A 14,357-nucleotide genomic window follows, 5' to 3' on the forward strand; every position below is an offset into this window, starting at 1 on the left:
TAATTATTCCTGCGCAAATTAGTGCGCACGGTTGGGCGCATCGGGCCACGGCGCGTATGAGGAAAGTACAATGTTCCACATAAGCGGGCTCAGCATCCGCACTTATGACAGGCGGCAATTCGCATGCGTATCCGGACCTATTTGTTCCTGATGGCCGCCGGCATCCTGGTGCCGGTGGTGGTGTTCGCCGGGCTGGCCCTCGGCATGCTGCAAAACGCCGAGCGCGAAGCCGCGCTGCGCGGGCTCAAGGAAACCTCGAACAGCATCGCCTTGCTGGTCGACCGCGAGCTCTACAGTGCCGAAGCGGGCCTGCGCGTGCTGGGCGGCTCGCCCTCGCTGGCGCAAGGCGACCTCAATGGCTTTTATGCGCAGGCCCGCCGCGCCAACCGCGGCAGTACCGGCTGGACCGTGCTGCTCGACGAGCATGGCCAGCAATTGATCAATACCATCCTTCCCTACGGCAGCGCCTTGCCCTCGAACACCACTCCGGCGCTGGTGAAACACGTGATCGCGACCCAGAAAACCTATGTGTCGGACGTCATGCCCGGCCCCGTGGTCAAGGGCCTGGTGACCACGGTCAGCGTGCCGGTGCCGATCGACGAGGGCAAGCGCTATGTGCTCTCGGTGGCGTTTTCCACCGACCATTTCACGCGCCTGATCGCCAGCGTCGATATACCGCCCGGCTGGCTGGTCGGCATCATCGACAGTCAGGGGCGCTTCATCGCGCGCAACCACAACCCGGAAGGCCTGATCGGCAAGCCAGCCCGTCCCGAACTGGTCGCGGCGGCGCGCAAGGCGCACAGCGGGCAGATTCGCCACAACACGGTGGAAGGCACCGAAGCGTACGACGTGTTCACCCATTCGACCCTGTCCGGCTGGACCCTGGCCGTGGCCGCGCCGGTGGAGCTGATCGAGCGCTCGGCGCGCCACGCTGCATTCGTGGCCGGCATGGGCTTGCTGGCGGCGATGCTGTGCGCGGCGGCGCTGGCCGCGTATTTCGGGCGCCAGCATGTACGCTCGATCGCGCGCGCGGTCAAGGCCGCCACCGACCTGGGTGCGGGCCGGGCGCCGGGCCGGGTGCGTTCGCGCGTGGACGAAATGAACGAGCTGCACGACGCCCTGCATGCGGCCGGCGAGCAAATGCTGCAAGCCCAGGCTTACCGGCGCAACGCCGAGATCGAGCGCCAGGCCCTGCTCGATGCCGAAAAGACAGCGCGCCAGATGGCCGAGCAGCAAAACAGTGCCAAGGACCAGTTCCTGGCCATGCTCGGACACGAACTGCGCAATCCGCTGGCCCCGATCAGCACCGCCGCCCAGCTGCTGCGCCTGCAACCGGACGATGCCAAGCGGGTGCGCTACGCCAGCGACGTCATTTCACGCCAGGTCGAGCACATCAACAGCTTGCTGGGCGACATGCTGGACGTCTCGCGCGTCACGCGCGGGCTGGTCACACTGAACATGGAAGAGATCGAGCTCGACGCCGTCCTCGACCGCGCGCTGGAACAGACCCACAGCCTGGTCGAGTCGGCGCATCACCGGGTCGAGCTGGCCCTGCCGCCGACCCCGATCCGCATGCGCGGCGACAGGACGCGCCTGACCCAGATCTTCGCCAACCTGCTCAACAATGCGGCCAAGTACACGCCGCCCAACGGCCGCATCGGCATCGATGCCAAGGTCGATGACGGCCTCGTCGTGGTGACGGTCAGCGACACCGGCGAAGGACTGGCGCCGGAACTGGTGCCGCGCGTGTTCGACCTGTTTTCCCAGGGCGAGCGCAAGCCGGACCGTGCCCAGGGCGGCCTCGGTCTCGGCCTGGCGCTGGTGCAAAGCCTGGTCCAGCTGCATGGCGGCAGCATCACGGCGTCGAGCCCGGGGCCGGGGCTGGGCAGCAGCTTTACCGTCACCCTGCCGTGCGAGCCCAGGGAAAGCGTGCCGCTGCCGCCGCCGCGGCGCCGGCGCGGCGACGCGCGCGGGCCGACGCTGCGCGTGATGATCGTGGACGACAATGTCGACGGCGCCATCAGCCTGTCGCTGTTCCTCGAAGCGGCCGGCGGGCACAATGTGTGCACCTATTACGATGCCAGCGCGGCATTGGCCTGGGCCGCGTCGGAAGCGCCGGACGTATTCATCCTCGACATCGGCCTGCCCGACATCACCGGCTACGAGCTGGCGCGCCAGTTGCGCGCCATGGCGCAGTTCCGCGACGCGCTGTTCATCGCACTGACCGGCTACGGCCAGCCGCAGGACCGCGAACAGGCGCGTGAAGCCGGTTTCGACCATCATCTGGCCAAGCCGGCCGATCCGCAGCACGTGCTGGAACTGCTGAGCCGGCCGCGCAAGGCGGGGGCGCGCCGCGCCGCCAGCGTTCGCAGTTAGCCGCCGCCCGGGCAATTTGTTACCATGTCGGCTCTTTAGTCATCCATCCATCCTCCCATGCCCAAAAACAAGCGCCCCGTTCCCCGCAAATCCCACGTCCCGGCGCAGGAGGATGACGATGTGCTGGCCCAGCAACTGGCCGATCTCGCGCTCGCGCTGGCTGAACAGGAACACGATGACGATGGCGACGCCGAGGCGCTGCGCCTGAAGGATGTGGATTTTGGGCGCCTGCTGCGCAACGCCTTGCGCAAGAAGAATGACGAGGTGCTGTACGGCGCCATCGAACGCACGCGCTACACCGATGCCGGCGCTTACCAGCTGCTGCGCGAGCGCACCGAAGAAGCGGCCGGCAGCGTCACCCTGCGCCGCGAAAATGGTCCGGAAATGGAAATCAACGCCTTTGCGCTGCCGGTATTCGTGCACAGCACGGGCGGCCTGAAGGAAGCGGAAGGCTTTGCCGACGGCGACGCCTTCGAGCAGCTGGTCGAGAGTTTCAAGCAGGGCGGGCTGGAAAGCCCGCAAGCGACGGTGGTGATGATCAGCCACGCCTACGACCTTGACGAAGTCGATGCCATCACCTACAGCCATCTGAACGACATGGTGCGCGACGCGGCCGGCTCGATGACCGAAAAGAAACTGGTGGCGCGCCCCGCGCTCGAACGCAGCATGACCGGCTGGGCGCAAACCCATTTCGGCCCGGCCGACAAGGCGGTCGAGCTGCGCTTCCTGCTGGGGTTCGCGATGAAGCGCGCCGACGACCCGTTTTACGCCACCCCGGCCGACGAAGCGGCGGCCGATGCCTGGTTCGAGGCGCGCATGGAACGCTACCGCGCCTGGACGGTGCAAGCCGCGCCGCTGGTCAAGCGCTGCCTGGCGGCCGATCCGTCGGCGCTCGAGCTGCACTTTTTGTACCAGGATCTGTTCTACGGCGCCAAGGAGCAGGGCGTGGCGGAACTGGCGATGCTGCAGATGATCACCGACGTCAACGCGGCGCTGGAAGCGGGCGCGGTTCCCGCGGGCGAGGTGCGCGCGGTGGTCGGGCCGGCGGCGGTGGAAGATGAAATGGTGATGCGGGTCAATTTGAGCGACCCTGCGGGCGTGCTGCTGGCCTCGCTAGAAAAGCCGCTCGACGTGGCCGCCGACCTGCAGGGCGAGGTGGACGACCTGTGCGACGCCCTCGGTTCGCTCGGCATGACCGCCATCCGGGTGGCGCAGCGCTTCGGCGACGATGGCCAGCCGCAGGGCGCCGTCGCTTACGCAGGCTAGGGGGGCGCAACAGCCCGTCGAAGAACAAGAAGCGGTAGCGCAGCCTCCGAGGGGCACGCCCGGCGCCGCCAGTATCATCTGGCCGTCACGTCGTCAGCCGCGCTTGACCCACCAATAGTGATTCCCGTTGTGAATCACATACACGTCGGCGCCGCCGTTGCCGACGACAACCGGCGCGATGCCCGGCAAGACAGTGTCGATGTGCACCGTGACGGCGGGCGCGCCGCCGTCCGGATATAACTGCCCGAGCACATGCTGCGTGATGATGTCGACCACGCGCGTGGTCGCCGGCAGATATCCCTCGCTGTCGACACCGGCGAGGTTGGCCTGTACCAGGGAGTCCCGTATCAGTGCCGCCTGTGCTCTTGTTATCTTCCTGCCCACCGCGTTCGCGATCGCGAAGATCAAACAGTTGTTCCCGTCGGAATCGCCATATTGCAGCGAACCTCCATAGTGCTGCGCCAGCCCCTCAACGGTTTTCTGCTTCTTTCCAGTTGGAAGATTTTTGTTCGTCACCAGATTCTCAAACTTTTTCTTGCCGAGACCGTCTAATGGCATGGCTTTTCCATGAGGCGACTCCTCGAAGTCATGCAAAGCTTCGTCGTAGCGCCGGACCCGGGTCTTCGCCAGTTCCCGCTTCGGCTCGACACTGGCGAGCAATTTCTTCTTTTTGTTGAAAGTGTCGAAGTCCTTGGCTGTTTTCCGGAATGGGCCACGAAGGTGTTTCCTCAGCAAACCATGACGCCCCTCCAGCATTCCCAACAATCTTTCATGCTTGCGCAAGGCGCGCCGTGCAGCCTTCAGTTCGCCGGCATCGTCGTTCTCCTTTGCCTCATGCAACCGTTCCAGGTCCATCAATATTTTGCGGTTCAGTATTTTTATTTCCAGGCCAAGCGTGTTCAGGAAAGTCTTACGCTTGCGCTCCCGAGTGCTCAAGCTGTCCTGTTCGCTATGTATCAACCCAGTATCATCGTCGCTGTCGGACGACGACGCTTCGTCGAGCGATTCGTCGTCGCTGCGCTTCATGCGAAGCGCCTTGCGCAGATATCGATCCGTGTCCGTTACCGTACTGCCTTCCTGCTCGGCGATCGTCTTCATGAACGAGTCGGTCAGGATACGCCGGCCCGACCGCGTACGCTTGGTTCCACGCTTCGCTTCAGCAGTGCCCTCTTCTTCTTCTTCTTCTTCTTCTTCTTCTTGCTCCGCAAGGTGAGCATCGAGGAGCATCTTTTTGTTAAGTAAAAAAATCGCCTTGTTTTGCGGGTAGGTGAACAAGGTTTTTTTCTCATCCGGAGGAAAGCCGATGTCAACCGGGCCGGGATAGATATGACGCAGCCTCTTCATCGAGTCAGCTCCTTCCGGCAGCTGGGGTAACATGCGCGTCAAGCCTGCGCCTTTCGGCAACGCCATCCACTTCTTCGTGTTGTCCAGTTCTTTCTGGCGCCACGCATTTTCCTTCAGCCGCTTTTTGCTCACCAAGTTGGGCGGTGTATGGAAATTCTGAAACATCGACATGTGAAACGGGATCAGTTGCAGGTCCTGGTCAAGCCCGGGGTCGAGCGGGACCTGCCCATCGCGCAATGGTATCTCGGTGCCGGAGCGCACCGCCCCGTCGATTGCGTCTTGTTTGCCATCATGTCGTTTAAGCGCAGCATGCAAGGCCTTCGACATTTGCGCGTACGAATAATCGTTATCGCCCTCCTTGCTGATGTCTGCCAGCGTGCCCGTTCGCCGCCGCTTGGTCTTGCCTACCGTGGTATAGACGCGCCTGGCTTTCTGGTCCGAGCGCACGGTGTATGTTTCCGCAGCCAAGGACTCATCGTTTGACTGTTCTTCCATGGATTGCTCATCCGACGACTCACCATACGACGGTTCTTCCACGGATTCATCTTCCGACAACTCACCGTGCGGCTCTACGTCCATGGATTGCTCGTCGGACGACTCGTCCTTGTTCGACCGGTTCGACGGCTCTTCATCCTCTTCATCCGACTCGTCGTCACTGAAGCGCTGCACCACCGCGCTGGTCGATCCCGTGATGGCCGCTCCCGACTGGACATTGCGTTGTCCGGCGTCCGCACCCGCGCAGTGCAACTGCGCCGCCTTCGCGCCCATCATGTCGGCCTCGTGTTCGTGGGCCTTGTCGTCGTTGACGAGCACACCGCCGTGCATCTGCATCGTCGGCTTTACCCGTCCCTGCGCCTGCTGCACCACATGCCAGGCTTCATGGGGCAGATGCCGTTCCTGGCCCGGGGCGATGTGAATGTCCGTTCCCTGGGCATAGGCGTGCGCGTTGAGTTGGGCCGCTTTTCCGGAGTTGTAGTGCACGCGCACCCCATCCATCCTCATGCCCGACAGCGTTTCGATGCCAGTCTTGAGCTGGTCTGGCAAGCCGGTGCGGTTGGGTACCGGTGGGGCCGCGCTCTGCACAAAAGCCGTCGATCCTGTTGCGCCGCGTGGGGGTGCCGCTTTTTCCAGCCGCTGTGCGGTTCCACCATGGATCATTGCCTGTTGCGCAAGCTGCGCCGCCATCCTCGGGCTTTGCGAAATGAGATCCGCAAGCTGCCGTTTCGCTACCGCAGCAGGGCGCTGATCGACCAATGCGCCCGAGCTTGCCGAGGATGGAACCTTGGCAGCGGTAGCATCCTGTTGCCTTGCAGCGTGACTGCGCGCGAAAACGGCCATAGCTCCCCTCGTGATGTTGCACTGATGACTCGCAGGGCCGTCAATCAATGCCCGCAGCGGGTGCGTAGCGCGAATTTTGCAGCTGGAATGAAGCGATAGAAAAACGGCTACGTGGCATAAAAGACTACCTCTTGCCTCGCCCCCTGTCCAGAAATTGTTACCGCGCAATGCCACTGTCGTAAAAAATTCTCAACGAGAATAAACAAAAAATGGCCAGCCGAGATCAACTCCATCCGCCCGGCTTGCACGGGAGCGTCACTTGGCACCGGGGTGCCGCCAAGGCGGGGCGCCAAGGCGAGGCGGGGCGACGGTTCGCGGTCAGCAGTGTTGCACCGGGCGCCGACGATATACCGATCGCGGCCGCAACGCAGCGCGCCAGCTCAGGGGGTGAGCGGACGCGGCTTGCCGACCCAGTACCCCTGCGCAAAATCGACACCGATCGCCTTCAGGCTGGCCAGGATGGACGAATCGGTCACGTACTCGGCAATCGTCTTGCGCCCCATCATGTGGCTGATATCGTTAGTAAAGCGCACCATTTCAAAATCGACCTGGCTGGACGACATCATCTGGATGAACGAACCATCGATCTTGATGTAGTTCACCGGCAGCTGTTTCAGGTAAGAAAACGAGGTCATGCCGGTGCCGAAATCGTCCAGCGAAAAGCGGCAGCCGCGCGCCGCGAAGGCTTCGATGAAGGCAATCGTCTTTTGCATATCGGCAATTGCACCATTTTCCGTGATCTCGAAACACAGTTTTTCGGCCGGCACGTCGGAAGCGTCGATCAGGTCCGCCGCGAACTTGTGAAAACTGGGGTCGCCCAGGGACCGGCGCGACAGGTTGATGCTGCACGTTTCCAGCGCCTCCATATGCTCCGGATTGCTGGAAAGCCATTCCATGGTGCGCGTCAGCACCCAGCGGTCGATCTTGACGATCACGTCGTAGCGCTCGGCGGCCGGCAGGAACACGGCCGGCCCGATCGGCCCGTTGCGGCCATTGCGCATGCGCAGCAGGATTTCATAGTGGCGCGGGGCGTCGCCATCGTCGAGCGGGAGGATCGGCTGGTAGTACAGCTGCAGCTGGTCGTTCTGGAAGGCGTGCGTCAGGCGCGTGACCCAGTGCATGTCGCTGCGCCGCTGGGCAAAGTCGAGGTCGCCCTTGTAGTGCACGTAGATGCGGTTGCGCCCGCGGTCCTTGGCGAGGTAGCAGGCGTGGTCGGCGCGCCGCATGGCTTCCTCGACATTGATGGTGCTGGCGTCGATCGGGGTCAGGCCGATCGAGACGCCGAGCTGGAACACGCGGCCCTTGCAGACGTAGCGGAAGGTGCGGGTGGCGTCGAGGATCTTTTGTGCCACCGCCATCGCTTCATCGACGTCGCAATGCTCGACGATGAGGGCGAATTCGTCGCCGCCGATGCGCGCCAGCGTGTCGCGTTCGCGCACGTGCTCGCTGTAAGTGGTGGCCAGGCGCTTGAGCAGGTCGTCCCCGGCCTGGTGCCCGCAGGTATCGTTGACCACCTTGAACTGGTCCAGGTCCATGTAGAGCAGGGCGGCGCTGGCCCCGCCCGGGTGTTGCGCGCGTTCGATGGCGCGCTCGAGGCGCAGCTCGAACTCGCGCCGGTTGACCAGGCCGGTGAGCGCATCGTGGCTGGCCTCGAAGCCGAGCCGGCGCAGCAGGCGCTTCGATTCGGTGACGTCATGGATGATCAGGACCGTGCCGATCAGCTCGCCGTCATCGAGGATCACCGGCGCCACGGCATTCTCGACCGCGAAACGCTGGCCTTCCCGGCTGATCAGGGTAGCGTGCGGCAAGGTGTCGGTGGTCCGGTGTTCGCCCAGGCAGCGCTCGATCGCGGCAAAGGTGGCGTCGCTGGCGGCGACTTCCTCGATCTGCAGCACGTCGCGAAAGCGCAAGCCGCGCGCGGCCGGTTCCGTGATGCCGATCATGCGCTCGGCGGCGGGGTTGACCGACATGATGACGCCGCTGCGGTCGGCGGTGATCACGCCGTCGGTGATCGCGGCCAGGGTGACCAGGGCGCGTTCCTTCTCGGCGGCGGCGGCCAGTTCCGTGCGTTTGAGCTTGCTGACGTCATGCAGCACGGCGATGGCCACCCGCGCCACGCCGTCGCTGTCGACGATCGCGGCGGTGGTGACGTCCAGGTGCAGGCGCTCGCCATCGTCGCGCTCGTACACCAGGTCCTGCATGCGCGGGCTGTCCTGGCCGGTGACGGCGCGCGTCAACGGCAGGTCTTCGGCCCGGATGCGGACCCCGCTGGCGTCGACAAACGCATAGCTGTCATAGTCGTGGAAACTGTTGATGCCGGAAAAATCGCGCCCCATCATGGTGGCGGCGGCCCGGTTCTGGTAGGTCAGCTGGCCGGAGGGGACGTCAGCCAGCATGATGCCCGAAGGCATTTGCTCCAGGATGTCGGCGAAGCGCGAGCGCTCCTGGCGCAGTTGCGACAGCAGGCCCTCTTTTTCCTCTTCGGCCAGCTTGCGGTTGTCGATGCCCACGCAGGCGCCGAGAAACTGCATCGGGCCGTTTTCGATGCCGCGGTGCCAGTTGGCACGCAGAAAGAACCACTGGGATGCGCCATCATGGCGCAGGAAGCGCACCTCGGTTTCGATGGGAGCGGTGCAGGGATCGCGCTGGGTGTTTTCCAGCAGCGCGCGAAAACGGGCACGCTCGTCCGGGTGCACGAACTCCAGGCAGGCATCGAAATCGAGCTCGTGCGCTTCGCCCTCGTAGCCGAGCAGTTCGAGCAGGTGGCGCGATACCTCGACCTGGCCGCTGTCGACATTCCACTTCCAGGTGCCGGCCTGGGCTGCGCGCAGGATCAGGTCGATCTCCTGTTTTTCCTTTTCGCACTGTTCGAGCAGCCTGTGGTGGGTCAGGTCCATGGTGATTTTGGAGAAGCCCAGCAGTTGCCCATTGTCGCCGCGCAGCGCGGTGAGGGCGATGTGGGCCCAGAACAGGCTGCCGTCCTTGCGCTTGCGCCAGGTTTCCTCGCTATAGAACCCCAGCTCGGCCGCCTTGGCCAGGTTATGCTGGGGCCAGCCGCGTTCGCGGTCCTGCTCTGTATACAAGAGCGACAGATGGCTGCCGATGGCATCGTCGGCCGTGTAACCCTTCATATCCTGGGCACCGCGGTTCCATACGGTAATATATCCCTGCGGATTCATCAGGAACACCGCCACGTCGCGGATCCCGACCACCATCAGGCGGTAGAGCTCGGCAGCTTCGTGCTGCGGCAATGCGGATGCCAAGAATCGTTCGGACATGCGATACCCCCACCTTGCGAAGGTGCAAAAAAGCTTAGATGGATGGGGCTGCCGCAAGTTCCCGGGGTTTTAGAATTTTTTATTTGCTACACAATTGACTTTTATTCATCGTCGGCCTACATTGCCAGCTTGACCCTGGGCGACCGCCACGAGGCACATCGGACACCCCATGATCGACCAGAACAGCCCGCCAGAGAGCAAGCCGAAGGGCAAAATCAACATCCTGCTGGTGGACGACCAGCCCGCCAACCTGACCGTGCTCGAGGCCGTGCTGGCCGACCTCGACGAGGTGCTGGTGAGCGTGACATCGGGCGAGCTGGCCCTGCGTGAACTCCTCAGCCGCGAGTTTGCGGTGGTGCTCATGGATGTGCACATGCCGACCATGAGCGGGTTCGAGGCTGCCGCGCTCATCCGCAACCATCCGCGCGCGCGCACCCTGCCGATCATCTTCCTGACCGCCGCCGGCGACGATCCCAGCCATGTCGAACAGGCCTACGCGCTGGGCGCGGTCGATTACCTGACCAAGCCGGTCAGTCCGGTGATCCTGCGCGCAAAGGTGGCTGTGTTTATCGACCTGTACCGCAAGACCGCCGAAATCGCCCTGCATGCCCAGGCCACCCATCTGGAAGCGTTGCGCACGCGTGACCAGCGCATCCGCATGATCCTCGATAACACCCGCGATTATGCGTTCATCGGTACCGATACCGATGGCATCGTCACCGAATGGGAGGGCGGCGCCGAAACCATCACGGGCTGGTTCGCGGCCAAGGCGTGCGGCGAGCCGAGCGCCGTCATTTTCACGCCCGAAGACCGGGCCGCCGGCGTGCCGGAACAGGAAATGCGCCTGGCGCGCGACACCGGCCGCGCCGACGACAAGCGCTGGCACGTGCGGCGCGACGGCACGCGCTTTTTCGCCGACGGCGTGATGGTGCCGCTGCGCGACGAGTCCGAACGCCTGCGCGGCTACGCCAAGATCTTCCGCGACGCCACCGCCGAACGCCTGGCCGCCGAGCAGCTCGAAGCATCCGAACAGCAGCTGGGCGAGTCGCGCCAGCGCTCCCAGCGCGCCGAGGAGGGCATGCGGCGCCTGGCGGCGGTGGCGGCGCAGTCGTCCGACTTCATCGGCATTGCCGGTTCCGACGCGCGCACCAGCTACGTCAACCCGGCCGGGCGCCGCCTGGCCGGCCTGGCGCCCGACGCCTCGGTCGGCGAGTACGGCCTCAGCGACTTTTTCGCTCCCGAGTGCCGCGCCTTCGTCGAACAGGTGGTGCTGCCGGCCGTGCGCGGCCCGGAAGGGCGCTGGGAAGGCGAGTTGCGCATGCGCAACTTTGAAAGCGACGCCACCCTGCCGGTGTACTACAAGGGTTTCGCCGTGTGCGACGACGAGGGCCACAATATCGCCCTGGCCTCGATCACGCGCGACATCACGGCCCAGAAACAGGCCGAAAACGACCTGCGCCTGGTGGCGGCCGATCTGGCCGAGGCCGACCGGCGCAAGTCCGAGTTCCTGGCCACCCTGGCGCACGAGCTGCGCAATCCGCTGGCGCCGATCCGCACCGGCCTGGACCTGATCCGCATGTCGTCGGCCCCGCCCCAGAGCATGAGCAAGGTGCACGAGATGATGGACCGCCAGCTGGGCCATCTGATTCATCTGGTCAACGATCTGCTGGACGTGGCGCGCATTACGCGCGGCAAGATCGAGCTCAAACGCGAGGCCAGCGACGTCGCCACCCTGGTGGCGATGGCGATCGAAACGAGCATGGCGGCCCTGAACGCGGGCGGCCACACCTTGAGCGTCGAGGTGGCCGACGAAGCCTTGCCGCTGGACGTGGACGTCACCCGCATCGTGCAGGTGCTGAGCAACCTGCTCAACAACGCCGCCAAATACACGCCGGCCGGCGGGCGCATCGTGCTGCGCGCCGTGCGCGACTGCGACGACGCCATGCTGTCGGTGCACGACAGCGGCGTCGGCATTTCGCAGGAAGACATGGGTACCCTGTTCGACATGTTCACCCAGGTCGGGCGCAATCTCGACCGTTCGCAGGGCGGATTGGGCATCGGCCTGTCGCTGGTGCGCCGCCTGGTGGAATTGCATGGCGGCAGCGTCAGCGCCGCCAGCGACGGTCGCGACCTGGGCAGCACCTTCACGGTGCGCCTGCCGCTGCGCAGCGGCGTGCTGCCGCCGGCCCCCGTGCCGTGCGCCGGCGCCGCGCCGGCCGCCCTGCGCGTGCTGGTGGTGGACGATAACGTCGATGCCGGCAACAGCCTGGCGGCCCTGCTGCAGGCGCTCGGCCACAGCACCGACGTGGCCGCCGACGGCGAACAGGGCCTGGTGCTGGCGTCGCGCTGCAAGCCGCACCTGGCCTTCCTCGACATCGGCCTGCCCGGCATGAGCGGGCACCAGCTGGCGCGCGCGATCCGCGCCACGCCGGCGCTGGACGGCATGCTGCTGGTGGCGCTGACCGGCTGGGGGGCGCGCGCCGATGTCATCATGTCGCAGCAGGCCGGCTTCGACCGCCATCTGACCAAGCCGGTCGATATCGCCGCGCTCAACAGCGTGCTGGCCGCGGCCACGGCCGCAGCGCCCGTACCAATTTGACAATTCGCATGCCAAAGGAGCTTCATGCCCGCGCTACGACGTCGACGAAAGGATTACCAGTGAACATGCGCGTGCCCATCATTCATCCCGCGCACGCATTGCCCGGCGCGCCGGCGCGGCGGCTACCGTGACACGCGTGCAGACCGTCTCGTGCGGCACACTGGTGGTCAACCCGGCCGGCCAGCTGCTGCTGTGCCACGTTACCAATACCGCGAGCTGGGACATTCCAAAAGGCATGCAAGACCCGGGCGAAACCGAGCTTGAAGCCGCCATCCGCGAACTGCAGGAAGAAGCCGGCATCGCTTTCGCACCGGAGCGGTTTGAAGACCTGGGCGGGTTCCCCTACCGCAGCGACAAGCGGCTGCACCTGTTTCGCGTGCGCGCGGGCGCGGAGCTGACCAGCCTGACGCACCTGGCGTGCACCAGTTTTTTTCCACATCCGGTCAGCGGCGAGCCGACCCCGGAAACGGACGCCTTCCGCTGGGCCGACCGGCGCGACGTTGCGCGCCTGTGCTGGCCGCGCATGGGCAAGCTGCTGCTCACGCTGGACTGGTAACGGTAGCGCTAACGGCAACGGCTCAGGCCGGGTCGTGGCGGCGCGCGTGGTTCGACAGCAACTCGGCCACCGTCGCCAGATCCACCGGCTTGGTCAGATGCAGGTCGAAGCCGGCGGCGCGGGTGCGCTCACGGTCGGCGCTGCTGCCCCAGCCGGTCAGCGCCACCAGCAGCGCGTCGTCGTGACGGTCGTCGGCGCGCAGGGCGCGCGCCAGTTCAAACCCATCCATCCCGGGCATGCCGATATCGAGGAACATCACCTGCGGACGGTGCGTGGCCGCCATGGCCAGCGCGCCGGCCCCGTCGTTGCGACCTCGGCCGTATGCCCGATCAGCGTCAGCAGTTCGGCCAGGGTGGAGGCGGCATCCACATTATCGTTCACCGCCAGGATGCGCAGGGGCGCGCCGTTCACCGTGGCGGGGCCGGACTCCGCGAGGCGATCCGGCAGCGGCGCCGCCGCGCCGGGCGGCGCCAGCGCCAGGCACACGCTCGACACGCTGCCCAGGCCGAACCCGCCACTGCCGCCGTGCTGCTCGGCCAGGCTGCGCACCAGCGACAGGCCGGTGCCGAGCCCGCCGCACTGATGGTCCGCGCGCCCGATCTGGCTGACCATGTCGAAACAGCAGCTGCAAGTGGTGCGTCTTGTCATCGATCAGCGGGCGGCTGCTTTCGAACAGCGACGGTCTGGCTCTATTCAGGGGAAATTGCGTCAACGATCTCCGATCGTCGATGGCGCAGGTTCAGGCGGCTTGCAACCGGCCCGCAGAGATCACCGTCAACCCGGTTTGCTTTTCCAAAAGCACGGAGCCAGCCATCACATTGCCTGGGGGCGGCGCGTTCGGCCTGGGAGAGGCGGATTGCCTGAACGCGCCGCCAAGCGGCGATCAGTCCAGGCAACAAAACAGGCTTATCTGGTGCCAGCCGATGGCGGCGGTTCCGGATTGAGCTTCATCGACCAGATCACCGACGCGATCTTCCAGCCGTCGTCGGTGCGCACCAGGTGCCACGCTTCCTTGCCCCAGTTTTCGCGGTAGTTGCCGGCCTTGAAGCTGTAGTCGAACCAGACCTGGGCCACGTCGGCGTCGGCGTCGATGCGCACGTTGTCGAAGGTTTCCTCAAGCGGTCCCGGCGACTTGGCAATGTCGTCGATGAATTCACGCGGCGAGCCGCCGAAGATCTTTTTCGGGCGCGGCAGCGACTTGTCGGTCCGGCGCGCCATGATCCGCTCCAGGCTGGCGTCGTCGAAGGAGGCGACCCAGGTGATATCGTCGCGCAGGAACAGCTTCATGAAGCTGTCCTTGTCTTTGTTGATGACCGCCACACGGAACTTCTCGACGATGCGTTCGATCTGCTGCCGGCTCTCCGCAGGAGCGTTGGCGTGCGCGGGCAGCGCGGTCGACAGGATCATGGCAATCGCAAGGCCGCTTGCGGCCGGAAAAAATTTCATCGTATCGCTCGCCTCAAAACTGATGAGTATATGAAAAGATGCAGCGCTCAGGCTCACCAATTGTAACGAGGCAATCGATAGGGCAAGCGCGCTGCGCCGCGGGTTGGCAGCAGTCCGTCCACAACATCTGCAAGCGGCCTTCCGCATCGAAAAA

The 14,357-nt window shown here is 64.8% G+C and carries 9 protein-coding genes; 4 read left to right on the forward strand and 5 right to left on the reverse strand.

The window, feature by feature from the left end:
• Window positions 1-123 precede the first annotated feature (123 nt).
• Window positions 124-2,376, forward strand: a complete 2,253-nt coding sequence (locus RBA40_RS23790) for a hybrid sensor histidine kinase/response regulator (protein ID WP_306650500.1) — start codon at window positions 124-126, stop codon at window positions 2,374-2,376.
• A gap of 57 nt (window positions 2,377-2,433) precedes the next feature.
• A complete protein-coding gene (locus RBA40_RS23795) occupies window positions 2,434-3,642 on the forward strand; it encodes a hypothetical protein (RefSeq protein ID WP_306650502.1) in 1,209 nt (402 codons plus the stop codon).
• Between the two features lie 93 nt (window positions 3,643-3,735).
• Here the strand turns inward: RBA40_RS23795 and RBA40_RS23800 are convergent, their stop codons facing one another.
• Window positions 3,736-6,324 (reverse strand): eCIS core domain-containing protein, encoded by a 2,589-nt coding sequence (locus tag RBA40_RS23800; protein WP_306650504.1) that lies wholly within the window; start codon window positions 6,322-6,324, stop codon window positions 3,736-3,738.
• Between the two features lie 380 nt (window positions 6,325-6,704).
• Entirely contained in the window at window positions 6,705-9,602 is a 2,898-nt protein-coding gene (locus tag RBA40_RS23805) for a bifunctional diguanylate cyclase/phosphodiesterase (protein ID WP_306650505.1), read from the reverse strand.
• 169 nt (window positions 9,603-9,771) lie between these two features.
• On the opposite strand from RBA40_RS23805, the gene RBA40_RS23810 reads away from it, so the two are divergent.
• Together RBA40_RS23810 and RBA40_RS23815 are read left to right on the forward strand one after the other, a co-directional pair.
• Window positions 9,772-12,201, forward strand: a complete 2,430-nt coding sequence (locus RBA40_RS23810) for a response regulator (RefSeq protein ID WP_306650507.1) — start codon at window positions 9,772-9,774, stop codon at window positions 12,199-12,201.
• A 127-nt stretch (window positions 12,202-12,328) separates the two neighbouring features.
• A complete protein-coding gene (locus RBA40_RS23815; RefSeq protein ID WP_306650509.1) occupies window positions 12,329-12,757 on the forward strand; it encodes an NUDIX hydrolase in 429 nt (142 codons plus the stop codon).
• A gap of 22 nt (window positions 12,758-12,779) precedes the next feature.
• Here RBA40_RS23815 and RBA40_RS23820 read toward each other — a convergent pair whose 3' ends face one another.
• The 3 genes from RBA40_RS23820 to RBA40_RS23830 form a co-directional block, all read right to left on the reverse strand.
• Entirely contained in the window at window positions 12,780-13,040 is a 261-nt protein-coding gene (locus tag RBA40_RS23820) for a response regulator (RefSeq protein ID WP_306650510.1), read from the reverse strand.
• Entirely contained in the window at window positions 13,013-13,405 is a 393-nt protein-coding gene (locus RBA40_RS23825) for a response regulator (protein ID WP_306650511.1), read from the reverse strand. Before RBA40_RS23825 ends, RBA40_RS23820 begins: the two co-directional genes overlap by 28 nt.
• Window positions 13,406-13,663: 258 nt before the next feature.
• Window positions 13,664-14,203, reverse strand: coding sequence for a YybH family protein (locus tag RBA40_RS23830; RefSeq protein ID WP_306650512.1), 540 nt, complete (start codon window positions 14,201-14,203; stop codon window positions 13,664-13,666).
• Window positions 14,204-14,357: the final 154 nt, after the last annotated feature.

The sequence above is a fragment of the Massilia pseudoviolaceinigra genome (genome assembly GCF_030846505.1).
Taxonomy (GTDB): domain Bacteria; phylum Pseudomonadota; class Gammaproteobacteria; order Burkholderiales; family Burkholderiaceae_D; genus Telluria_A; species Telluria_A violaceinigra.